This is a genomic window from Dyadobacter psychrophilus, from assembly GCF_900167945.1.
Taxonomy (GTDB): Bacteria; Bacteroidota; Bacteroidia; order Cytophagales; family Spirosomataceae; genus Dyadobacter; species Dyadobacter psychrophilus.
Genome location: NZ_FUZA01000002.1, coordinates 1,311,425 through 1,333,971 on the forward strand (window position 1 = coordinate 1,311,425; position 22,547 = coordinate 1,333,971).

A 22,547-nucleotide genomic window follows, 5' to 3' on the forward strand; every position below is an offset into this window, starting at 1 on the left:
CGTTTATTTGTTTGTTCAGTACTTGAAAGATTAGGACAAAAAATTCACAGATTTTACATGATCCATAAGCAGAAGAGGATTAAAATCAAGCATTTAGAACTAGCTGCAACCCTTGCTGGTAATTACAATTCTCCCGTCAACCATCTCGTAACCAGCGCCAATGGCCTGGCAGATCGCACTGAGCCTTTGTTTCAGGTTCTCGTCGCTGAATTGAGCGCTGATGATGCAATCGGCAAGCATTTCCTGGTTATAATCTATTGCGATACCATACATATCCTGCAAGCTTTTGAAAACCTGGGAGACCGGTTTGTCATCAAAAATCAGCTCTTTCTGAACCGACAGCTCGGAAAGCAGCTGGCGATTGATCACTATCCCTTTTTCAAGCTTATTTTCCTTTCGGTTAAAAACGGCCTGTTGATTGGGATCCAGCACGATTACCGACACCTTTTTGTGCGGCTTATTTTGAAGCGTTTCGTATTCTGTTTTGGGATAAACAGACACCCGACCCGTTTTTACGAGCACCATCACTGTATTTTCCTGATCCAGCGCTTTCACCCGGAAGCTCGTTCCCAGCACCTTGGTCACGGTTTCATTGGCATACACTAAAAATGGGCGCTTCGGATTCCTGGCCACGTCAAAGAATGCTTCGCCGGTAAGGATCACCTTCCGCTCACCGGCTGCGAAGGTTTTTGGAAAGCGGATTATGCTTCCCGGCGACAATGTTGCAACACTATTATCGCTCAAAAGCACTGTCATTTCGTGGGAACCTGTGTTTTCCCGAATGAGCATTTCCGCCGCGCGGGTATGGTTGTGGCGTGCGGCGGAGGGAGACGCGGCGTTATTTTCGCGGCTGTAAAGCCACAGCCCGATTGCAGAAACAAGCAGGAAAATGGCTGCAACGCGCCAAAATGGTTGCCTGACCAGCCGATAAATGTTCGTGTTAGTGTTTTGTTTTTGAATTTCTGCAAGCCTCGTAATTTCTGCAATTTCATGTTGCAGGGTCTCCTCGGTAAGGTCGTCGGTGTGAATGTCGTACACCGCCAGCACCAGTTCCCGCGCCATACCAACTTCCACCGATTTTTCGGGATTGTCTGCTATCCATTTCAGCCAGAATGACGTGATTTCCGGTGTGGGTGAGGTGACCCATTTTCGGAACAAATCATCTGTTGCCAGTTCTTCGGCCGTGTGATAGCGGTAGTCCATAGGTAAAGCCTGAGGTCTTTAGTATGTATGTCCGCTTTTTAGATCGGTATAACCAAAAAAATCAAAATATTTTTGAAATAGTTATAAAAGGATGCAAATGCCGTGTGAAATTGGTTTCAAAAGAGAAGAGATCAGAAATAATGCCCAAATGAATTCAGCAGGTGCCCAGATCTGGCGGATTTCCTTTAATGTGCGGTGCAACAGATTAGAAACGCTCTGACGCCCCAATCCCATAATGTGCGCAATGTCTTCATTATCAAGATTTTGATAAAAGCGCAGGTAAATGATTTCCTGTTGTCTTTTCGAAAGAAGCGTAATAATCCGTTTGAGGTGACTGGATTGGGAGTGTGAGCTTTCGTCCGCGATGATCTGCGATTCAATGGGAGCGTCTTCGTGATCCAGATCAAAAAGCTCCTGCTTAGGCTCCTGAAAACGTTTCAATCGAATGCTTTCCTTAATGAGCTTGTGCCTCAGTGCTTTGAGAAGATATGACTTGACGAATGCAGTTTCGGAAAGGTGTTCCCTGCGTTCCCATAATTCCAGATAAAGCTCCTGGATGGAATCCCGGATGAAGTCCGGATCGGACGAAAATTTGGTGGAGTAATTGTAAAGTGCACGGTAATGGACTTGTGCAAGCTGGCCTAATGCAGCTGAGTCGCCCGCTTTAAAACGTTGCCAGAGCTGGATATTGATGTCAGAAAGGTTTGATATGGGCGCTTCGTTATTCAAAATCTTTTGACTATTAAGATTGTTTTATAATTTCAACGAATTATGCTAATCAAAGCTGCATGCTGTTTTATTCTCCTTGCGATTTCAGGTAATATTAAAATTAAAAATGAGTGGGGGAGACTTGGAAAGAAAACTGCCGCACTGAAAGAATAATCTTTGCAGCACAGCAGTTTACGGGAGTTTTCTTCTATTTGGTAACCTTTAATTTACCTTGCATCAATGTATAATGTCCGGGGAATGTGCACACATATTGATACGTTCCTGCTTGTTTAGGAGCCACAAAATAAATGCTTTCGGATTTTTCTGGTTCTACAATGTTACTGTGGAACAGGACGTCATTTGATTTGGGCACATAATTCAGCTCTGAGCCTTTTAAGCCCAGATTAAGGCCCGCTTCTCCAACTGCATTAGCCGTTCCCGGCTTAGTAATGACCAGGTTATGCAGCATATCATCATTGTTGTTAAAAACAATTTTGATGCGGCTTCCTGCTTTTACCTGAATTTCGGAAATGTCAAATTTCAGTCCTGGAACGGTTCCGATCGTGATCGTCTGATCCGGGCCATTGGTCCAGCTTGCAGGCATTTCCACAACTCTTTTCGCAGAAGGTGCTGAGTTAGCAGTTTCAGCTGCCGGCATCGTATGCGCGCTGTGATCCACTGCAACTGCTTTAACCGTGGTTGTGAAAGCGGAAGCATTCACCGGATTACCCGAAGCAATTTCATTTAATGTGTAGTAACCGGTTGCGTGCAACAATGGATTGCCATCCGCACCTTTTACGCCATCCGCCTTGATTTCGTGAATGTAACCCTTACGAAGGAACGCAGGATCAAGCACCAGGCGCACTTTCAGGCCGTCTTCTGAAACCACAATTCCTTTCAGGGGCACTTCCTGCGTATTAACGATCGGGCTGCCGTAGGTTTGATGATATTTGTAAGTAAAGCTGTTCAATTTGTAGGCTTCCTGGTCCGCAGCGGCTTTTTTGTCAACCGGGCTTGTGAATGTGATCTCGAAACCGTCGGGCATAGAACGCACATTTTTCATTTCAAATGGCATCTTCCCCGTCCAAACCAATCGCTGAATGCCGAATTCCTGCTTACCCGTTGCGGACCAGCCACGACTCGTTTGTCCTACGAACATAGAGCCATCCAGTCCCCATTCCATCCGCAATATTCCCGACATGAAGCCTTCGCGGAAAGGGAAAACCGTTCCCTGCCAAACGCCGTTCACCTTTTCAAGGTCTACCCGGGTGATAATGCTGTGTCCCTGATCGCCCACGAACATTTGTCCCGCAAACGGACCGAATGCACCATTGGTAACATCTTCTTTAAAGTCCGAAGTGGAAATTCCCACGAGGGTGTGCGGAAACCAAACGGCCGGAGCCTTCAAGCCAGGCAATTTTTTGGCAACATCATAAAGCGGTTCGCCTGTATTTGGAACGTCGGAAGGCGTTAGTTTAACCGGAGAGCCCTCTTCTTTGCTCCAACGCAAACCAGCGGGGTTTCCCGCGAAATCGCCTTTTTCCAAATGCGTCATACGGCCGGAACCAACCCAGTCGCCCTGGTTTTCGGTGTAAAAAATATCGCCTTTATATGAGCCGAAGCCGGACGGGGAGCGGAGACCGGTTGCATAGGGCGTCAATTTCCCGTCTTCACCGAGTTTCAGCATCCAGCCTCTCCATTTCGACTGGCTTGCACCGCGTCCAACCCAGTCGAGGTTTAATGTTACCAAAAGCTCACCATTTGGCATCGGCACCGGGCCATAAGAATATTGGTGGTAATTACCTGATAATGGCCATTTTGCAAACGAGTCATATACGTCGGCAATGCCATCGTTGTCCGTATCCACGAGGCGGGTCACTTCTCCGCGTTGCGAGATCAGAAAGTCTTTCCCACGATATAAAAGCCCCAGCGGCTCGTGCAGGCCGGACGCAAAACGGTGAAAAGACGGCTGTCCGTCGCCTTTAAGATATGGGTTACCAATCATCCAAACCTCACCACGGCGGGTCGAAGTAGCTAGACGGCCGTCGGGAAGCACCTGCATGCCGCCGACTTCCATTTTAATGTTCTCAGGAATAGGAATGGTAATGATCCGGTAAAAATCATCCTCTTTGTTTTGCTTCGATTGTGCATACGCCGAGACACAGCCAAGTGATATCAGGGTCGTTAATAGTATATTTTTCATTGGTTGGAATCTAAGAATATGGTTACCAGAACATCGTATATGTGGCCGAGTCGGACACCGGCAACACCAGTTCCTGATTGTCTCCGGCAGGTCTCACAATGGCCTGTGCTTTTTGATTAACCTGAATGTAATAGCGGTTATCGATTTGGAAAAGCCCGTTTTTAAGATCTGCGATCTGTTTTCCCGATCCTAGTAACGAGTAGATCGCGCCGGTTGGCTTGCCTTCCACGGTGAATGTGCGGGACATTCCTTTGTCATTTGAAATGATCTGGTCGCTTACTGTGGCTGCACCAATCGCGTAACGGAATATGGGAAATCCTTCGGGGTTGATTTTATAACCGAGGAAATTAATGTTGGAAGAGTCCGGCCAGGTCGTTGCTTTGTCGGCAAGAACAGCCAGGCTGCTGCGGCCCGAAACGTGCACGGCTAATCCCGCCGGGGTCAGCAACTGAGGCTCGCCTCTTTCGTACCACATTTCGGTAACGTTGGCGAACTGTCCGCGCCAGGCTTGTAACATTGCGCCGCGGTTCAGGTCGATCGTATAACTCCATCCCTGCGGGCTTCCCACCGAAATGCAATGTGTGCGCTTATATTTTTCGCCGTCGATCTGGATAAATGAGCGCACCATTTCTGGCTGTTTGTCTGGCGTAACGCTAATGTAGGGCTTCGGTTCCGGCTCGGGAAGCGATGAAAGCACGTGCAGGTCGTAAGGACGAATGCCTGCTTTCTCAACGCGAAGTCCTAACGCGGGTTGTCTCCATGGAAAACGCGAGTAATGTATTTTGAATTTATGTGCGCCTTGCGTGAGGTTCGCTGTGCCCGTATGCGTTTCCTGGGAAGTGCTTTCGCCCGTGTTCATCACACTTTTTCCATCCACTTCAAAATCGAGCATAGGGCCGGAGTAAATGCTCGTAAAAATGTAATCGCCCGCTTCCTGCACATCCATATCGCCTTCGTAAACCAAATGGAATTCGCGCATTCCGTTGGTTACTTCCTGGGTTAATGTCGCAGATTTTCCTTCGTGAGAAAGCTTGCTGTATTCCTTTGCATCCCACTTATCCGAATAAACTTTGTAGGCCAGATTGTTCAATGTCAATGTTTTACGGCTTGCCAGCAGCTGGTAACCCACATTCTTGAAAGCGATTGTTCCTTTATTAACCTCGAAGGAAAGCGGTTTGCCTTCTGCTGTGGCTTGTGAATTCGGGAGATAAACGGTTTCCAGGACCGTAACGCCGTTGAGCGACAGCAAATTCAGACGGGCAGAATTGGCGACGCCTGGAACTGCCGCGTCGTAAACGAGTTCGAGCGTTTGCCAGAGGCCCGGTGCTTTGGAAGCATTTTGTGTTGGGAATTGGCCGACATATCCGGACGTGGAAGCATTCGCATCACGTTGCAGACTGCTGTCGGAGATTCTTACTTTCTGTCCGCCTGGAAGTACGACATAGCCTTCTGCGCCTGGCGAAACCATAAATTCCATAGCAAGACGGAGATCGCCTGCTTTTAGTTTTGTTGTCAGCGCTTTGCCGGGGTTACCAATGAGGATGCCCTCACCGGATGTTGTTTTTGGTTTTGCAGTTCCCGTTGGATGAATGGCCACATCGCCTTGCACAGACCAGTTTGGGCTGGTGCTTTCAAATGAGCTAAGGTCTTTTAAGGGGAGCAGGGAATAATTTCCTTTCGCTGTCTGGCCCATTACCATTATGGGACAAGTCAGAAAAAGCATTGAAACTTTCTGAATCAAATGACGCATTGGATATATTAAGTGTATTGTTCACAATTAAAAGCGAAGTTCGCATTTTTTTTTACTAATATATCCTGTTAAATTGTAATTAATTTTTAATTAAATAGTGTTTTCTTCATAACTAAAAATGGCCGCTTTCTGAGCGACCATTTTTAGGAGTTTAAAGGAGATTAGTTGCTCGACGACTTTACGCAGGAGCAGCTAGATTGGCAGGAAGCGTAATATCCGGTAGTGCAGGATACGCTGCAACAAGTATTAGAACAGGAGGTGGAGCCAGGTCCGCCCGACGTTGCGCACGCTGGGACAAGGTCCGAATGAGTTCGCGCATTGGCGTGATTTCCATAAACGGCGATGCCAACAGCGTTCCTAGCACTTGCAGATATATATCCTTCGGGCAATTTCGCCTGCATTTCGTTGAAGGAATCGTTCCTAACAATGAACTCCATTTTCTTTCCGGTCACGGGATCATTCAAAATAAGTGCCGAGCGCAAAAACAGGACTTCGAACTTCCCGGATTTTAGGTCTGTGTATCCAGTTCCCTTGCTGAGATATAGCTTTATTTCATATGGATTGATGGTTGCATCGTGCAGGTTAATTTTCAAGATTTCCTGGTCGCCATCTTGCGTGGCTATGACATCCACCTGACCGACCTTACTATAAAATCCGTTGTTTTGCTTTGCCAGATTATGTGCATCATCTAAGAATACTTGCTTGGCAACATCGTTGTCAGATTTCTCGCAGGACAAAATGCCAATGAACGCGATTGCGAGACATAGCGCGGCTAATAGAATACTTTGTTTCATAGTTTATATTGGTTTTAGTTCACTGTAAAGCTAGGTCATTAGAAATAGTTTGTAAATCCCCCAAAAAGGGGGATTTTTCAAGTGGTTTGATCCAGCATTTTCACATAGCGGATTGCGAAAACGGTCAGCGACTTGACGTCCTCACCGCATTCCTGTGCCTTTAAACGAATGTTTTTCCGGTGGCTTTTAATGGTTTCGGTTGTTCTGTTAAGGCGGTTCGAAATGACCTCTGTGCTATGTCCTTCCGATATCAGTCGGAGAATTTCCAGCTCTCTTGTTGTAAACACAATGGTGATGGATGATTTGGCAAATGCTAAACAAAAAACCGCTAATCCTCACAATCCAATTTTTAAACGGCAGGTTTGAATTATCCTGCGTTTAGATATATTTAATATTAGTTCACTTTTTGGGAAGTAAGCGTTCCTCTCATTCGGGTGAAAATTTGATTTTGATAGGCCGTTTGCAAACTAGTTTGTAGTAGAAACGTATTGCCGGTCGGGGATGCTGGAAAAATTCTTATTCGATTTCCAATAAAAAATTGCAATCTGGGCGCAAAATGGGCATCAATGTTCCTTTCCAGCGAAATATCGTTGATGTGTGTTGTATTTTATCTAAACTTATTTTTATAAATTGAGAGGGATTCACTGACCTTTTCACTCCTAAATGGCTCGCTTCGCACTCCAATAAACATGGATTGCACCGGGAAAGTCAGCGCGCATCTTTTTTATTATTTCCTCCTTTATGTGTTTTTGTTTCTTCGCTGGATTGTGGCTGATTTGTTTATAGTATGTTAATAAATACTTAACATGTTTAAATGTTTTATAGCAGAGTTTTGCAATTTGATTGAATACCCTACTTCAATTTTCAATTCCTATAACAATTAAATTATTTGCTCCATGATTAAACAAATTTACGTACAACGAAGGCTTGGCTTTTTGAGACGGGGCTGTCAGCTGTTTTTTGCAGTGGGATGCATGCTCTTGTCGCAACTGGCTGCTGCCCAGGGCACTGTGACAGGACAAGTTACGGGTCAGGAAGACAAAGCGCCTATTCCCGGAGCGAGCGTGATCGTGAAAGGAAGCACCACCGGTACCATCACCGATGCGGATGGAAAGTTTAAGCTGGATGTGGCGAACAATGATGCGGTCCTGATCGTTTCTTTCCTCGGTTTTCAGACGCAGGAAGCACCGGTTAACGGAAAAAGCCGCCTGGATATCGTGCTCGTAACAGACCTTCGCCAGCTTACTGAGGTGGTTGTGACGGCTTTGGGTATTAAAAAAGACATTCGCCGTATCGGTGTGGCGATACAGACGGTCGATGGCGCTTCTACGGTGAAAGCGCGTGACCCGAACGCGATCAATGCTTTGGCGGGAAAAGTAGCGGGTTTGACAATCGGTGCACAGCCTGAACTTTTGAGACGTCCTAACATTAATTTGCGTGGTAACACAGACGTGCTTTTCGTTGTGGACGGCGTTCCGGTGAACTCTGATACCTGGAATGTAAGCCCTGACGACATTGAGACGTATTCTGTTTTGAAAGGCGCAAGTGCCTCAGCATTATATGGTTTCAGGGGAAAGAATGGTGCGATCCTGATCACTACCAAACGTGGCACAAAAGATAAAAGAGGATTCTCGGTGGATTTCAACTCGTCCACAATGATGGACAGAAGCTTTTATTCTATTCCAAAAGTGCAGGATGAATATGGCCCTGGTGATCACGGCCGCTACGCTTTTGGAGATGGTAAGGGTGGGGGATTGAATGATGGCGATTACGACGGAGGCTGGGGGCCGAAGTTCGAAGGCCAGCTGATCCCACAATACGACAGCCCGGTTGATCCGATCACAAAGGTTAGATCCGCGACGCCGTGGATCAATCGCGGAAAAGACAACCTGAAACGCTTTCTGGAAACAGGGATTCTTTCAACGAATAACATAGCAGTGTCGGCATCCGGCGAAAAGCACAACATTCGTTTTTCGGTCTCCAATATCTACCAAAAAGGCATTGTGCCCAACACAAAGCTGAACATCACCAACTTCAATATAACGGCCGATTACAAGTTCTCAGACAAGTGGAAATTTGAGTCGAGCCTGCAATACAACCGCCAGTATTCGCCTAACATTCCCGACGTAAACTACGGCCCGAACTCGATCATCTATAACATGATCTTCTGGGCGGGTGCAGACTGGAACGTGGATGACATGCGCAATTACTGGCAACCTGGAAAAGAGGGGATTCAGCAGATATATGCTGAATATCAGCGCTATAACAACCCTTATTTCATGAGTTACGAATGGCTGCGCGGGCATCAGAAAACGGATATCATCGGGCAAGCTGCAATGACTTACAAGATCAACAGTTTCCTGGAAGCCACATTAAGAACGCAAGTTACCACCTGGGATCTTTTTAGAAACGAAAAAATGCCTTACTCCGCCACTTCATATGGAAGAGAGGAAGCAAAAGGCGATTACCGCGAAGACCGCCGCAATTTGTTTGAAAACAACACAGACATTCTTGTGAAGTTTGACAAAGATCTTTTCGAAGGTTTCAATGCGAAGATCTGGGCGGGTGGTAACCTCCGTAATTTTGCTTACAGCTCGCAATATGGCTCTACGGATTATCTGAATGTTCCCGGGTTGTACAACTTCAACAACTCGTTAAGGCCGGTCCGCACGTCGAATTTTAATTCAAATATGCGTGTGAACTCTGCCTATTACTCTGCTGACTTTTCATTCAAAGACTTCTTTACCATTTCCACTACGGGCCGGGTAGATAAGCTGTCGACATTGCCAGCGGGAAATAACACATTCTTCTATCCTTCGGTAGCGGCGTCTACGGTTCTTTCGGACTATCTGCCGATCCCGCAGGTGATCTCTTTCCTGAAATTAAGGGCTTCTTATGCGAATGTTAAAGACGGTTTAACGAGTGATAAAATCGGAACGACGCCTGCTTTGGGTGATGGCAACCCGCTGGGTTACGGCGATCAGTATTTTTCACCATATGGTGGTCCAACTTATCAGAATGCGGCAGTTTATTCAACACCATTCTCTTATAACAACACGCCTGCGGCCTATTTTACCAATACATTGAATAACCCGAACATTGTGCCGAGCACAACTTCTCAGACTGAGCTTGGTTTGGATGTGCGGATCTTGCAAAACCGGATCGGTTTGGATGCAACGTACTTTATTTCAGATGAAGGACCGAGAATTTACGCTTTACCGGTTTCAACAACAACGGGTTACAGCTCTTATCTCGTAAACGGGATTAATACACAAAAAACGGGCTGGGAGATCGCATTAACGGGCTCACCATTGAAAAGCGCGACAGGCCTGAACTGGGACGTAGTTGCCAATTACTCCACCTACAAAGAGGTTTTGAAAGAGATCTATCCGGGTGTGGACGCATTGAATACATTCCTGAAAGTGGGAGACAGAATGGATAAATTCTACGGACGTTCGTTTGCCAAAACAGCTGACGGACAGATCATTAACGATGATTCAGGTCGTCCTATCTACTTACCGGTGAACCAGTTTCTGGGTTATATGAACCCGAAATTTGTCTTTGGGGTAAACAACAAATTCGCCTACAAAAATGTGAGCATGAGCTTCCAGTTCGACGGCCGCATTGGTGGCGTGATCTCTAATTATGTGCAAAAACAAACCTTCCGTGGCGGACGTAATGCACTGCTTGCCGAGGGCGCATTGGGCGAGGCGAGAGAATTGGATTGGCAAGGTTTCAAAGCCGGTGTGCCGGATAGCAAAAATTACCTTGGAGAAGGTGTTCAGATCAGCAATGGTAAGGCACTCAACTACGATGTGGATGGTAAGATCACCAACCTGGCTGAGCTTCAATTTGCCCCTAATGCAACCAAGCAATACGTTCAGGACTGGGTAAGCCGCTATTACAACACCGAACAGGGTAACCTAATGAGCCGCTCTTTTGCCATGCTGAGGGAAGTGGTGATTGGCTACGCGATCCCCAACAGCTGGCTGGAAAGATCGAAGATATTCCGTTCTGCATCCGTCTCACTGGTTGGCCGTAACCTGCTTTATTTCGCTGAGAAGAAGGATATTGATTTGAACCAATACATTTCAGGCGGAGAATCAGGTCCACAAACACCTTCCATGCGCCGTTACGGGGTTAATATCAACCTTACTTTTTAACGAAACCGAAATCCAATTTTCTTGCATTTTAAATATAGAAAATGATGCGTCATCATAAAATATTACTCGGAACACTCACCTTTCTTGCCCTGACGTTTACAGGCTGTGAAAAGAGTTTTGAAGAACTGGAAAAAGATCCGAACCGTGCGACCACCGCACCCGCTTCCCTGATTTTGCAGGGAGTGGAATGGGATATGTTCAGCGAAACAGGCCTGCCTTTCAGCTCTGAAATGCGCTGGAACCAGTTTTATGCCATTAACTACAACTATTATGGCAATAACGAATACCAGTGGTCGTCATTCAATGATCACTATACGACGTTAAAAAATGTTACGCAAATGGAATTGGAGCACAAGAAAACGGGTGCTGCCGATGTGAATGGTTATAGCGCACTAGGCAAGTTTTTCCGTGCTTTCTTTTTGGACCAGATGAGCGTTCGTGCCGGTGACCTGCCTATGAAAGGGGCTGTCCTGGGACGCGAAAACCTTACGCCGGAATACGATTCTCAAAAGGAAATCTACATGCAGATCCTCAAATGGCTGGACGAATCCAATACGGATATGACCGCATTGATCGCGAAGGGCGAAACAACGGTTGGCGGCGACTTTTACTTTGCCGGCAAGCTGGCCAAATGGCAGAAGATCGTGAATGCATTCCGTTTGCGTATTTTGATCCGTTTAAGCAAAAAAGAGGCTGATACAGATTTGAATATCAAAAGTCAGTTTGCCACAATGTTAGCCAACCCAACGAAGTATCCGTTGCCAGAAGGAATGGTTGATAACCTGGAATTTATTTCGAACAACTTTAACAAATATCCTTCCAATCCCGACAATTTCGGCTTTGATGCGACGCGCCAGAATATGGCTGCAACTTACGTGGGTTTGCTTACTGCGCGCAAAGATCCACGCGTGATGGTTACGACCGAACCGGCTGGTGCCCAGTTGAAAGCAGGAAAATTGCCTTCTGATTTTACAGCATTCGTTGGTGCAAGTTCAGGTGAAGATCTGGCTGATATGTCGTCCAAAGCGGGTATCAACAATGGACCGGGCTTTGCGCCGGGTGCTTATTCTTTCCAGAGCCGTTCGAGATATTACTCCAACTATACTGGGGAGAATATTTTTATCGTAGGGTATCCTGAAATGTGTTTCAACATCGCGGAGGCCATCAACAGGGGCTGGGCGCCTGGAAGTGCAGAGCAATGGTATCAAAAAGGGATAAGGGCTTCGCAGGAGTTTTATGGCGTGAAAGATGGAACATTGTCCATGCTTTATTCCAAAACCGGCGGACGCGATGCAAGTGACTTTGTGAGCTATAATGTCAATTTCAGCTTCAATACTTACTATGCGCAGCCATTGGTAAAATACAGCGGAAACAATGCAGCAGGCCTGGAACAGATCGTTACGCAGAAGTATCTTGCATTCTTCATGAACTCAGGAATGGAAGCTTATTTTGATTACCGCAGGACCGGTTTTCCTAAGTTTATGACGGGAGTAGGAACCGGAAATTCGGGCCGTATAGCATTGCGGTGGCAATATCCATCTTCCGAAAGAACCACAAATGCAGCCAATTACAAAGCGGCAATCGACAGGCAATTTGCCGGAAAGGACGATATTAACGATGTGATCTGGTTGTTGAAGTAACATTATTTAGATAAAAAGAAAAAGGCTTCCGGAATCAGTCCGGAAGCCTTTTTCTTTTGTTGCTTAATGTGCTTCGAGCCAGTTGGCACCAATGCCAATCCCGGTTTCCATTTTCACAGGTAAGGGGATGGCGACCCGCATCAGCTCATCCACTTTTTCTTTTAGCAGGCTGATTTCGTCGCGGTGTGCATCGAACACGAGTTCATCATGCACTTGCAGGATCATACGTGATTTTAGCTTTTCGTTGGCAATAAAATCGTGAATGTTGATCATCGCCACTTTGATCATATCCGCTGCCGAGCCCTGGATTGGTGCATTGATGGCGTTTCGTTCCGCATAACCACGATTCGTCTGGTTCCGGGAATTAATGTCCGGCACGTAGCGTCTTCTGCCCAGGATCGTTTCTACAAATTCCTTTTCCCGAGCATCATTTACCACTTTGTCCATATAACCTTTCACGGCAGGGAATTCTTCAAAATAGGCACGGATAATCTCGCCGGCTTCACCTCTCGGAATGGCCAGGCGCTGCGCAAGTCCAAATGCTGAAATGCCGTAAATGATCCCGAAATTGACCATTTTAGACTTCCTGCGCATATCCGAAGTCACTTCATCCAATGGCACTTTAAACACCTTGCTCGCCGTCGTTGCGTGAATGTCACGTCCCTGGTTGAATGCTTCGATCATACTTTCATCCCCGCTGAAAGCCGCCATAATGCGCAGCTCGATCTGCGAATAATCCGCAGAAAGGATCTGAAATTCCTCATTATCAGGCACAAATGCTTTCCTTATTTCCCTTCCGCGCGGTGTCCTGATCGGAATGTTTTGTAAGTTGGGGTTGGTTGAGCTTAACCGTCCAGTCGCGGCAACGGCCTGATTATAGGATGTATGAATGCGTCCGGTGCGGCTGCTGACCAGCAACGGCAACGCGTCCACATAAGTCGATTTTAGTTTTTGCAATTCCCTGTAATCGAGAATTTTACGCGCAATTTCATGGCTGTTTTCAAGTTCTGACAGAATGTCTTCACCAGTTGCATACTGACCCGTTTTGGTCTTTTTCGGCTTTTCAATGAGTTTCATTTTATCAAAAAGCACTTCACCCAGTTGCTTTGGCGAGCTGATGTTGAAGGACTGACCTGCGGACGCGTAAATTTCGCTTTCCGTTTGTCTCAAATCCAATTCCAGTACATTGGACATTTCTTTCAATGCGCCGATATCAAGTCGAACGCCTTTACTTTCCATTGAAGCGAGCACTTTCAGCAGCGGCATTTCCACTTTTTCAAAAAGCTTGAAAGCATTCACCTTAGGCAGTTCGCGCGAAAAGATCGTGTTCAGTTGCAATGTAATATCCGCGTCCTCGCCCGCGTATTGCGTGATTTCAGGAATGGAAACGTCCCGCATGGTGCCTTGTTTCACACCTTTTTTTCCAATGAGCGAAGTTATTGAAACCGGCTCGTAGTTCAGGTAAGAAGCGGCCAGAATGTCCATGCCATGGCGCTTATCAGGTTCCAGCAGATAATGAGCGAGCATGGTGTCGCTAAGCTTGCCGTGGATTTCAATCCCGTAGCTTCGCAACACAAGCAAATCGTATTTTATATTTTGGCCTATTTTTTCAATTGACTCATTTTCAAATACTTCCCTAAAATTCTCCAAAATCTCAATCGCCTTTTCACGGTCGGCTGGAACAGGAATGTAGAACGCTTCCCCTGGCAAATATGCGAAGGAAAGTCCCACAAGTTCCGCGTCAATGGTGTCCAGAGACGTTGTTTCCGTATCAAAACAAAACGATTCCTGCAAAGACAGATAATAGGCCAGACTTTTCATCAGTTCCGGCGTATCCACAGTGTGATAGCGGTGAAAAGTGTTGTCGATGGTCTGCTTGGTGGTCGGGATGTGCAGGTCTTCGTAGGCTTGTTCCGGCGCGTCATCGTCCGCAATGCCTTCGCTGATGATCGCGGGTTGTTTGCCCAGTTCCTCCGTCGGGTTGCCGAAAAGATCCAGCTGACCGGCTTTTGTTTTAGGGGCTGGTTTGGAAACAGGCGTAGTAGCAACCGGGCCGGAGCCCAGGATCCGGGTTTTCAGGGTTTTAAATTCAAGCTCGTCGAACAGCTCTATGATCTTATCCGCATTGGCCGCGCATACAGTCAGGTCTTCGGGATCAAATGGAACAGGCACTTTAATGTCAATGGTTGCAAGTTGTTTACTTAAAACCGCCTTGTCAATGTTCTCCCGCAGTTTTTCGCCCAGCTTGCCTTTTACTTCATCGGCGTGCGTAATGAGGTTTTCAATGGTGTCGTATTCCGCGATCAGTTTTTGAGCCGTTTTTTCACCCACGCCCGGCACGCCCGGAATGTTGTCCACAGCGTCGCCCATCAGTCCCAGAATGTCAATCACCTGATCGATGCGCTGGATTTGCCAGCGGTCCAGGATCTGCTGCACACCCAGCACTTCGGCGCCCTTACCCAGGAACGCAGGCTTATATATGTACACGTGCTCTTCTACGAGCTGCCCGTAATCTTTATCCGGCGTCATCATAAAAACCTCGAAGCCGGCAACCGAAGCTTCCTTGGCAATGGTCCCGATAATGTCGTCCGCCTCATAGCCGTCCAGCACCAGAATGGGAATACACATGGCTTCCAGAAGGCGCTTTACCAAAGGGATAGCAACAGTGATATCCTCCGGTTGCGCCTCGCGCTGCGCCTTGTAAGCTTCATACTGCACGTGCCTGAATGTGGGCGCAGAAGTATCAAAGGCAACACCGATGTGTGTGGGTTTTTCCTTTTGCAAAACTTCAAGCAATGTGTTTGTAAAGCCAAAAACAGCGCTTGTATTCAATCCCTTCGACGTGATTCTCGGCGCTTTGATGAAAGCAAAATGCGCGCGATAGATCAATGCCATTGCGTCCAGCAGGAAAAGTTTATGAACGGGTTTATCCATGAGGTCTTTTATTTATAAAATTCAAATATAATGTATGTGTGCAGATGAAAAGGATTACAAGTGCTTTTTTGTAGATTTAAGGCTCGTGACATTCAGCACAATATTTAAAAAGTAATTTACTTTGAATACAATCATAAAATACTAACCATTCAATACTTTTAATAAGTTTAATAATTAATAAATATATTGAATGTAATTTTCTTTTTATATTTTTATAATGTTTCATATTTGTAGTATTTATCTTAAAACCGACGTGTAATGCGAATCATTTTACCGTTTTTAGCTGTTATCATTTTTTCCTGTAATCAAAATAAAGACGTGAACGAAGCATATCAATGGCCGGGAGCAACGCCTCCCGTAGCAGAAATGAAAGACCATGAAACCGGAATGCATGGCGACAAACGGAATGACGAGTATTATTGGATGGCTGATTTTTTCAGCAAGGGCCCCGACAGCAATAAAGTTGTAGATTATCTGAAAGCGGAAAATGCTTACACGGATACGATGATGGCCGACACGAAGAAGTTCCAGGAGGATCTTTTCGTAGAAATGAAAGGCCGGATTAAGGAGAAAGATGAATCGGTGCCGGTGTTCAGCAATGGATATTGGTACTATACAAGAAGCGAGGAAGGGCAGCAGTATTTCAAGTATTGCCGCAAAAAAGGAACATTGGACGCACCCGAAGAAATGCTTCTGGATGTGGACAAGATGGCTGAGGGACATCCTTATTATTCCGCGGTTGGTTTCAATGTCAGCCCTGATAACAAATTGCTGGCCTATGGAGTGGACACCGTTTCAAGGCGTCAGTATACAATTTATGTGAAGAACCTGGAAACAGGTGAGTTGTTCAAGGATGCGATCTTTCCGGCTAGCGGCGGATCGGAGTGGGGGAATGATAATAAGACGTTGTTTTATACCGCAACCAATCCGAAAACTTTGCTGAGCGAAAAAATAAAGCGCCACACATTGGGTGCCGACAGCAAAAAGGATGTGGTCGTTTATGCCGAAAAGGACAAGAGCAACTACATTGGCGTAGGTAAAACGAAGTCGGAGAAATACATTATTATCGCGTCATCGGCGACAATGTCGTCGGAATACAGGATCCTGGATGCAGACAAGCCGGAAGGGGATTTTGAGGTTTTTCAGCCAAGAATGAAAGATGTGCTTTACGATATTGATCACCAGAATGATAAATTCCTGATCGTTACCAATAAGGATGCGCTCAACTTTAAGCTGATGGAAACGCCAGTGAATAAAACCGGCGTGGAAAACTGGAAAGAAGTGATTCCAACCAGAAAAGACGTCCTACTGGAAGGAATCGATGTTTTTAAAGACTATATGGTGATTACGGAGCGTAAAAACGGGCTGTTACAGCTGCGGATTCGTAATATTAACACTAATGCGGAACATTATGTAGACTTTGGGGAAGCAGCATACACGGCCTATGCGAGCTCTAATCCTGAGTTTGACAGTAAAAACCTGCGCTACGTTTACACATCACTGACCACCCCAAACTCTGTGTACGATTACAACATGGACACCAAAGGGAAGGAACTTAAAAAACGTCAGGAAGTGATCGGCGGCTATAATCCAGAGGAATATGTGACTGAGCGCCTTTATGCAGAGGCTCGCGACGGCGTGAAAGTTCCGATTTCGCTGGTTTACAAAAAAGGAACCGAAAAGAGTGAAAAGACACCATTATTGCTTTATGCGTATGGTTCCTACGGAAACAGCATGGATGCTGCATTCAGCAGTACAAGGCTCAGCTTGCTCGACAGAGGCTTCATTTATGCCATCGCGCACGTACGCGGCGGTCAGGAAATGGGTCGGCAATGGTATGAAGACGGGAAATTATTGAAAAAGAAGAATACTTTCTACGACTTTATCGACTGCGCGGAATATCTGATCAAAGGCAAATTCACATCACCCGCACACCTGTATGCAGAAGGAGGAAGCGCGGGAGGCTTGTTAATGGGCGCTATTTCCAATCTACGCCCCGAACTTTGGCGTGGGATTATAGCTGATGTTCCTTTTGTAGATGTGGTCACAACCATGTTGGATGAAAGTATTCCGTTGACAACCAATGAGTTCGATGAATGGGGTAACCCCAAGAATAAGGAATATTACACATTCATGAAAACGTATTCCCCTTATGACAATGTTGAGAAAAAGGATTATCCTAATATGCTTGTAATTACAGGCCTGCATGACAGCCAGGTTCAATATTTCGAACCCGCCAAGTGGGTCGCAAGGCTAAGGACACATAAAACAGATAAAAATGTGCTGCTCCTGAAAACCAACATGGAAGCCGGCCACGGCGGCGCCTCCGGAAGGTTCGAGTATTTGAAAGAGGTCGCGTTGCAGTTTGCGTTTATGTTCGCTTTGGAGGGGATTAGGGAGTAGGAGAGTTGCTGGGCTTGTCAGCCTGAGCGTCATTATAAGTGACGCTCAGGCTGACAGGTCACTTACAAGGCCCCGAACGCGCCTTCGATATCCGCGATGATATCATCGATATGCTCGATTCCTACCGAAATCCTTAGTTGCGTTGGGTGTACACCGGCAGAGACCTGCTCTATTTCGTTGAGCTGTGAGTGTGTGGTTGATGCCGGGTGGATGATCAGTGTCTTGGCGTCGCCTACATTGGCCAGGTTACTGATCAGTTTCAGGTTATCCACGAACTTCTCAGCCTGCGATTTGTCTCCCTTAATGGTAAATGAAAGCACGCCTCCGAAACCACGTGTCAGATACTTTTTCGCGAGCGTATGATATTTGCTGCTTTCCAGACCAATGTAATTTACACTTTCCACCTGCGAATGACTTTCAAGCCATTGTGCCAGTTTAAGCGCATTTTCGCCAATTCTTTCCACGCGTAATGAAAGCGTTTCGAGCCCTTGCAGGAACAAAAATCCGTTGAATGGCGACAGGGCAGGGCCCCAGTCTCTCAGGCCTTCTACACGTGCACGAATAATGAATTGAATGTTACCAAATGGGCCGCCAATCCCGAAAACATCGTTCATTACCAATCCATGATAACTTGGTGAAGGCTCAGTAAACTGCTTGAATTTTCCATTTCCCCAGTTGTAAGTTCCTGCGTCCACAATCACGCCTCCGATCGACGTTCCATGTCCGCCGATCCATTTGGTAGCGGATTGCACCACCACATGCGCGCCGTGTTTGATAGGTTGAAATATGGCCCCGGCTGCCCCAAATGTATTATCCACCATCAAAGGCAGGTCATATTTATTAGCCAATGCCGCAAATGCTTCAAAATCGGGGACACTGTAACTTGGATTTCCGATGGTCTCGAGATAAATGAATTTCGTGTTGTCGTCGATCAGTTTTTCGAAGCTGCTGACATCATCTCCGTCAGCGAAACGCGCCTCAACGCCTATATTTTTGAAAGAATTCTTAAACTGATTGTGTGAGCCGCCATACAGGAAAGACGTGGTTACAAAGTTATCTCCAACCGTAGTGATGTTGTTGATTGCGATGAATTGCGCTGAGTGGCCGGATGCGGTCGCTAATGCAGCAACGCCACCTTCCAAAGCAGCGACTCTTTTTTCAAAAACATCGTTAGTCGGATTCATGATCCGGGAATAAATATTGCCAAACTCCTTCAATGCGAACAAATTAGCCGCATGTTCAGCATTGTTGAATACATAGGAAGTGGTCTGATAGATTGGAACGGCACGTGAGTTGGTTGCAGGGTCTGGCTGTTGTCCGGCGTGGAGTTGTAGGGTTTCAAATTTCATTGTGAACGTTTTTTAAGGTGGATAGATCTTAATGTATTGAATAAAAGATTTAATATATAGAAATTATAGTCTTTTATTTGACACATAATTTCTATCATTTTACCAATATACTACTTGATTTTGGTTTAAGCTGTGGTCAGCGGATAATTTTCAAAAGGTTGGTACATTGTGCTTCTAGCGCATTTAGGGTAGGCATATCGGCAATTTGCCGCAAGTCGTTGATTTTTAGTTTAATGTTTGGAATGGATAATGAGCTGGCATCATTGCGCAATATGCCAAGGGCTGTTAATGTTAATAGGAGGGAGGCCAGGGCTTTATCGCCGCCGGTGTTGAGGGGAGACGCGCTGATGGCAGAGACGGGCTTATCATTCAGATCACCTGTTGAAACAGTCCAGTCCAGTGCGTTTTTTAATGTTCCCGGCATGCCAAATGCGTATTCCGGTGTGCAGATAATGACGCCATCGGCCTTCCGGATGGCTGTTTTGAATTTGATAACTGCCTCATTTTCGGGAAGTCCCGGACTAAAATGCGGAATGGCATCAAGGCCTTCAAAAATCTGAAAAGTAATGTGATCTGGGAAAAAATCTGCCAGGGTTTTCAAGATGAGCGTATTCGTGGAATCAGTCCGTAAGCTGCCGGAAATGCCCAGTATGTTGACGTTTTTCATGCGTGTTAAATTTTTTCCGAGATCTGCACCAGCAGTTTTCTCACCTTATCTTTCAGGATTTCCGGTTCCAGGATGCACGCTGCCGTAGCGAGCATAAGATACCAGTGCGCAAAACTTTCCAGCGAAGCGGAAAGGAAGCTCATCTCAACGGCATCATCTGTCACGATTTCCGATACAAAGCCGTAATAGTATTTCTGGTTCCGGATATACTGCGCATGTTTCTTATCCAGCTTGATCCTGATAAGCCGCAGGTTTTGCGAATCCCAGGTTTGGGCCAGAAAATCTTTCAGCGGTGCATGCTTGTGCTGGAAATCCCGATCGGTCAGCTCGATTTTGAGGATCCTGTCTGACCGGAAATTGCGGTAATTGTTGCGCAAATGGCAATATGCAATGGTATACCAGTAATTATTTTCGTGGTAAATGCCCACAGGCTCGATAACACGTTCGGTAAGGTCTTCGTGGCCGAGTGAATTGTAATTGATCTTTGAAATTTTCCTTTCTGTAATGCTTTTAAGCAGAATATCCAGTGTATTGCTGTCTTCGGCATAAAACGGCGTGGACGTTTGCCTTACTTCAATGTGGTTTTCAAGCGTTTCCACCATTGATTTTTCGCTGCTCCGCAAAACCGATTTGATCTTGAACATTGCAGACTGATACTGCGATTGCGTAGAAAGGTCTGTAAACTTTTCCATCAGCTTTTCGGCCGTGATGAATGTGCGCGCTTCTTCCTTGGTAAACATAACAGGAGGCAGGCGATAGCCGTCCATGATAGAATAACCCACACCCGCCTCCCCAATAATGGGCACACCCGCCTCTGCCAACGAGCTGATATCTCTGTATACGGTCCGCAAACTTATTTCGAATCGCTCTGCGAGATCCTGGGCCTTTACAATCTTACGCGATTGCAGCTGAATTAGTATGGCGGTGATGCGGTCAAAACGGTTCATTTGTGGCTGGCTAACGGATTTGCCACAAAAATAAACTTATTGGACCGGTTCTCTCAAATTAAATGCCTCAGAAATTAATTCGAAAGATCTTACACGGTTCTCGCTGCTGTCGGCCATAGTCGAAATAATGATCTCATCAACATCAAAATCGTTAGCAAGGGCTGTAAGCTGTTCTTTTACGTCTTCTTTGGTGCCTGAAACGATCCTGCCGCTGTTGTACCGAATGCGTTCGAGCTCACCCGCAGTGAATTTGTATTTTCTCACAGTTTCGGCATCGGGAAATGGACCGAATTTTCCTTTTTCGAATTCCACGAGAATGTAATCCATCATTTTGCGCATTTCCAGCGCTTTTTCCTCTGTTTCTCCACAAAGCACAAATACGGAAAGCAATGCGTGCGGCTCCGCGTATTGATCCGATGGCCGGAAATTTTTCCGGTATGTTTCGATCACATCCGCTTTTACAAAGCCATTGATAAACTTGGCAACAGCCAATCCCATCCCAAACCGTGCCGCAATGTTGCTGCTGCCGCCACTTGAACTGAGGATCCATTGCATAGGGATTGTAGGCGACTGCGGCGCAGCATAAATAAATCCGCGCTCAGTGCCTGCTGTATCCCGGAAAAAGTGCTGCAAATGTTCCAACTGGCGCAAATAGCTGCTTTCACTAAAATCATTGGAAGGGTTTAGCAGGGAGGAAGTAATGCGATCTGTTCCTGGCGCGCGGCCCATGCCCAGGTCAATGCGGCCTGGAAAAAGCGTTTCAAGCATCCTGAAATTTTCGGCAACTTTCAATGCGCTATGATTAGGAAGCATTATCCCTCCAGAACCGATGCGAATGTGGCTAGTGGCATCGGCCAGTTTCACCATCAGCACTTCCGGCGTAGATCCTGCAATAAATGTTGAATTATGGTGCTCGGAAACCCAAAAACGGCTGTATTCCAACTGTTCCGCGAGCTTTGCTGTGGCAATGGTTTCCTGAATGGCCTGCTGGACCGTAGTGCCCTGTCTTACAACAGATTGATCCAGTATCCCTAATTTTATATTCTTCATACGCGTTTTCGCTCTTTGAAGAAGAACACCAGCTTTGCCTTTTGTATTCCCTAAAAATGGATTAAATATGCTTTCACAGCGTATAGTGACACACGAAGAACAGCTTTTAAGGGACTATAAGGCACGCTCCCAATAGGTCGTTCTTCCGAGCAGCGGAATGCCGACGTAACCACGGATTTCCAGTTTTTCGTTTCTTAACTTCAAAAGGCAGTTGTACGTTTTTCCGCTTTTGGGATCGTACATTTTGCCATCGTCCCAAATTCCTTCGGTAAATACGAAGCCGTGTAGCAGATCAATGTTGGCCAAGCTTCGGATCCTTAGTTTTTCGTCGGTATTGTTGACGTCTTTTCGTGGGGTTTGGCCGTCCGCTTCCATTAGGTTTTGCGCCCAAATCAGTTTCCCGGAGTAATGCGCTCCACTCTTATAAATTTCTATACGCGTATCTTTTTCTTCATTGATCCACTCACCCAATATCTGGTCACCGGGGCCGGTTTGAGCAAAAGCTTTGCAAAAGATTAAGACAAAAAGTATTGTAAAAGTAATTTTATGCATTTGGTGTACGGTCCTCCCCGGCTAAGTTTGATGAATTTGGTGTCTTTAAAATGTACTATATTCAAAAAATGCAAAAAATGTGACTGATGTGGGCTAAATACGCAAATCCACTAAATTCGAGTCTAAATGGGTTTTTCTAATTTTGATAAATAATTTATCAATGATAGATAGGCTAGTTAACGAT

15 protein-coding genes are annotated in these 22,547 nt (G+C 46.0%); 3 read left to right on the forward strand and 12 right to left on the reverse strand.

The window, feature by feature from the left end; all coding sequences use genetic code 11:
* Positions 1-99: 99 nt before the first annotated feature.
* The 6 genes from B5X68_RS12365 to B5X68_RS12390 form a co-directional block, all read right to left on the reverse strand.
* Positions 100-1,203 (reverse strand): FecR family protein, encoded by a 1,104-nt coding sequence (locus B5X68_RS12365; protein WP_082214980.1) that lies wholly within the window; start codon positions 1,201-1,203, stop codon positions 100-102.
* Between the two features lie 81 nt (positions 1,204-1,284).
* Positions 1,285-1,932, reverse strand: coding sequence for an RNA polymerase sigma factor (locus B5X68_RS12370; protein WP_082214981.1), 648 nt, complete (start codon positions 1,930-1,932; stop codon positions 1,285-1,287).
* 187 nt (positions 1,933-2,119) lie between these two features.
* Positions 2,120-4,114 (reverse strand): plastocyanin/azurin family copper-binding protein, encoded by a 1,995-nt coding sequence (locus B5X68_RS12375; protein ID WP_082214982.1) that lies wholly within the window; start codon positions 4,112-4,114, stop codon positions 2,120-2,122.
* A 22-nt stretch (positions 4,115-4,136) separates the two neighbouring features.
* Positions 4,137-5,864, reverse strand: a complete 1,728-nt coding sequence (locus B5X68_RS12380; RefSeq protein WP_229208379.1) for a 3-keto-alpha-glucoside-1,2-lyase-like domain-containing protein — start codon at positions 5,862-5,864, stop codon at positions 4,137-4,139.
* Positions 5,865-6,025: 161 nt separating this feature from the next.
* Positions 6,026-6,658, reverse strand: a complete 633-nt coding sequence (locus tag B5X68_RS12385; protein ID WP_082214984.1) for a hypothetical protein — start codon at positions 6,656-6,658, stop codon at positions 6,026-6,028.
* A 77-nt stretch (positions 6,659-6,735) separates the two neighbouring features.
* A complete protein-coding gene (locus B5X68_RS12390) occupies positions 6,736-6,945 on the reverse strand; it encodes a response regulator transcription factor (RefSeq protein ID WP_229208380.1) in 210 nt (69 codons plus the stop codon).
* Between the two features lie 609 nt (positions 6,946-7,554).
* On the opposite strand from B5X68_RS12390, the gene B5X68_RS12395 reads away from it, so the two are divergent.
* Both B5X68_RS12395 and B5X68_RS12400 read left to right on the forward strand, forming a co-directional pair.
* On the forward strand, positions 7,555-10,821 hold the full coding sequence (locus B5X68_RS12395) for a SusC/RagA family TonB-linked outer membrane protein (RefSeq protein WP_082214986.1): 3,267 nt from the start codon (positions 7,555-7,557) through the stop codon (positions 10,819-10,821).
* 41 nt (positions 10,822-10,862) lie between these two features.
* Entirely contained in the window at positions 10,863-12,461 is a 1,599-nt protein-coding gene (locus B5X68_RS12400; RefSeq protein WP_310588651.1) for a SusD/RagB family nutrient-binding outer membrane lipoprotein, read from the forward strand.
* Positions 12,462-12,524: 63 nt separating this feature from the next.
* On the opposite strand, the gene polA is transcribed toward B5X68_RS12400, so the two are convergent.
* A complete protein-coding gene (gene polA / locus B5X68_RS12405; RefSeq protein WP_082214987.1) occupies positions 12,525-15,395 on the reverse strand; it encodes a DNA polymerase I in 2,871 nt (956 codons plus the stop codon).
* 258 nt (positions 15,396-15,653) lie between these two features.
* On the opposite strand from polA, the gene B5X68_RS12410 reads away from it, so the two are divergent.
* Positions 15,654-17,798 carry a S9 family peptidase gene (locus B5X68_RS12410; protein WP_082214988.1) on the forward strand — a complete coding sequence of 715 codons (2,145 nt, stop codon included), beginning with the start codon at positions 15,654-15,656 and terminating at the stop codon, positions 17,796-17,798.
* 62 nt (positions 17,799-17,860) lie between these two features.
* Here B5X68_RS12410 and B5X68_RS12415 read toward each other — a convergent pair whose 3' ends face one another.
* From B5X68_RS12415 to B5X68_RS12435, 5 genes are all read right to left on the reverse strand, one after another.
* Entirely contained in the window at positions 17,861-19,147 is a 1,287-nt protein-coding gene (locus B5X68_RS12415; RefSeq protein WP_082214989.1) for an O-acetylhomoserine aminocarboxypropyltransferase/cysteine synthase family protein, read from the reverse strand.
* Between the two features lie 136 nt (positions 19,148-19,283).
* Positions 19,284-19,814: an NADPH-dependent FMN reductase gene (locus B5X68_RS12420; RefSeq protein ID WP_082214990.1), complete on the reverse strand. Its 531-nt coding sequence runs from the start codon at positions 19,812-19,814 to the stop codon at positions 19,284-19,286.
* A 5-nt stretch (positions 19,815-19,819) separates the two neighbouring features.
* The gene (locus tag B5X68_RS12425) at positions 19,820-20,761 is read right to left on the reverse strand and encodes a helix-turn-helix transcriptional regulator (protein WP_082214991.1); all 942 of its coding nucleotides are present in this window, start codon (positions 20,759-20,761) and stop codon (positions 19,820-19,822) included.
* A gap of 36 nt (positions 20,762-20,797) precedes the next feature.
* A complete protein-coding gene (locus B5X68_RS12430) occupies positions 20,798-21,811 on the reverse strand; it encodes an LLM class flavin-dependent oxidoreductase (RefSeq protein WP_082214992.1) in 1,014 nt (337 codons plus the stop codon).
* 114 nt (positions 21,812-21,925) lie between these two features.
* Positions 21,926-22,363, reverse strand: a complete 438-nt coding sequence (locus tag B5X68_RS12435; RefSeq protein WP_082214993.1) for a DUF2147 domain-containing protein — start codon at positions 22,361-22,363, stop codon at positions 21,926-21,928.
* Between the last annotated feature and the right edge of the window lie 184 nt (positions 22,364-22,547).

What these genes read in the sequence shown, in the direction of transcription:
- B5X68_RS12365 (WP_082214980.1), bottom strand. Translation starts at nt 1,203, where the DNA reads ATGGACTACCGCTATCACACGGCCGAAGAACTGGCAACAGATGATTTG.
- B5X68_RS12375 (WP_082214982.1), bottom strand. Translation starts at nt 4,114, where the DNA reads ATGAAAAATATACTATTAACGACCCTGATATCACTTGGCTGTGTCTCG.
- B5X68_RS12380 (WP_229208379.1), bottom strand. Translation starts at nt 5,864, where the DNA reads ATGCGTCATTTGATTCAGAAAGTTTCAATGCTTTTTCTGACTTGTCCC.
- B5X68_RS12385 (WP_082214984.1), bottom strand. Translation starts at nt 6,658, where the DNA reads ATGAAACAAAGTATTCTATTAGCCGCGCTATGTCTCGCAATCGCGTTC.
- B5X68_RS12395 (WP_082214986.1), top strand. Translation starts at nt 7,555, where the DNA reads ATGATTAAACAAATTTACGTACAACGAAGGCTTGGCTTTTTGAGACGG.
- B5X68_RS12400 (WP_310588651.1), top strand. Translation starts at nt 10,863, where the DNA reads ATGATGCGTCATCATAAAATATTACTCGGAACACTCACCTTTCTTGCC.
- polA (WP_082214987.1), bottom strand. Translation starts at nt 15,395, where the DNA reads ATGGATAAACCCGTTCATAAACTTTTCCTGCTGGACGCAATGGCATTG.
- B5X68_RS12410 (WP_082214988.1), top strand. Translation starts at nt 15,654, where the DNA reads ATGCGAATCATTTTACCGTTTTTAGCTGTTATCATTTTTTCCTGTAAT.
- B5X68_RS12415 (WP_082214989.1), bottom strand. Translation starts at nt 19,147, where the DNA reads ATGAAATTTGAAACCCTACAACTCCACGCCGGACAACAGCCAGACCCT.
- B5X68_RS12420 (WP_082214990.1), bottom strand. Translation starts at nt 19,814, where the DNA reads ATGAAAAACGTCAACATACTGGGCATTTCCGGCAGCTTACGGACTGAT.
- B5X68_RS12425 (WP_082214991.1), bottom strand. Translation starts at nt 20,761, where the DNA reads ATGAACCGTTTTGACCGCATCACCGCCATACTAATTCAGCTGCAATCG.
- B5X68_RS12430 (WP_082214992.1), bottom strand. Translation starts at nt 21,811, where the DNA reads ATGAAGAATATAAAATTAGGGATACTGGATCAATCTGTTGTAAGACAG.
- B5X68_RS12435 (WP_082214993.1), bottom strand. Translation starts at nt 22,363, where the DNA reads ATGCATAAAATTACTTTTACAATACTTTTTGTCTTAATCTTTTGCAAA.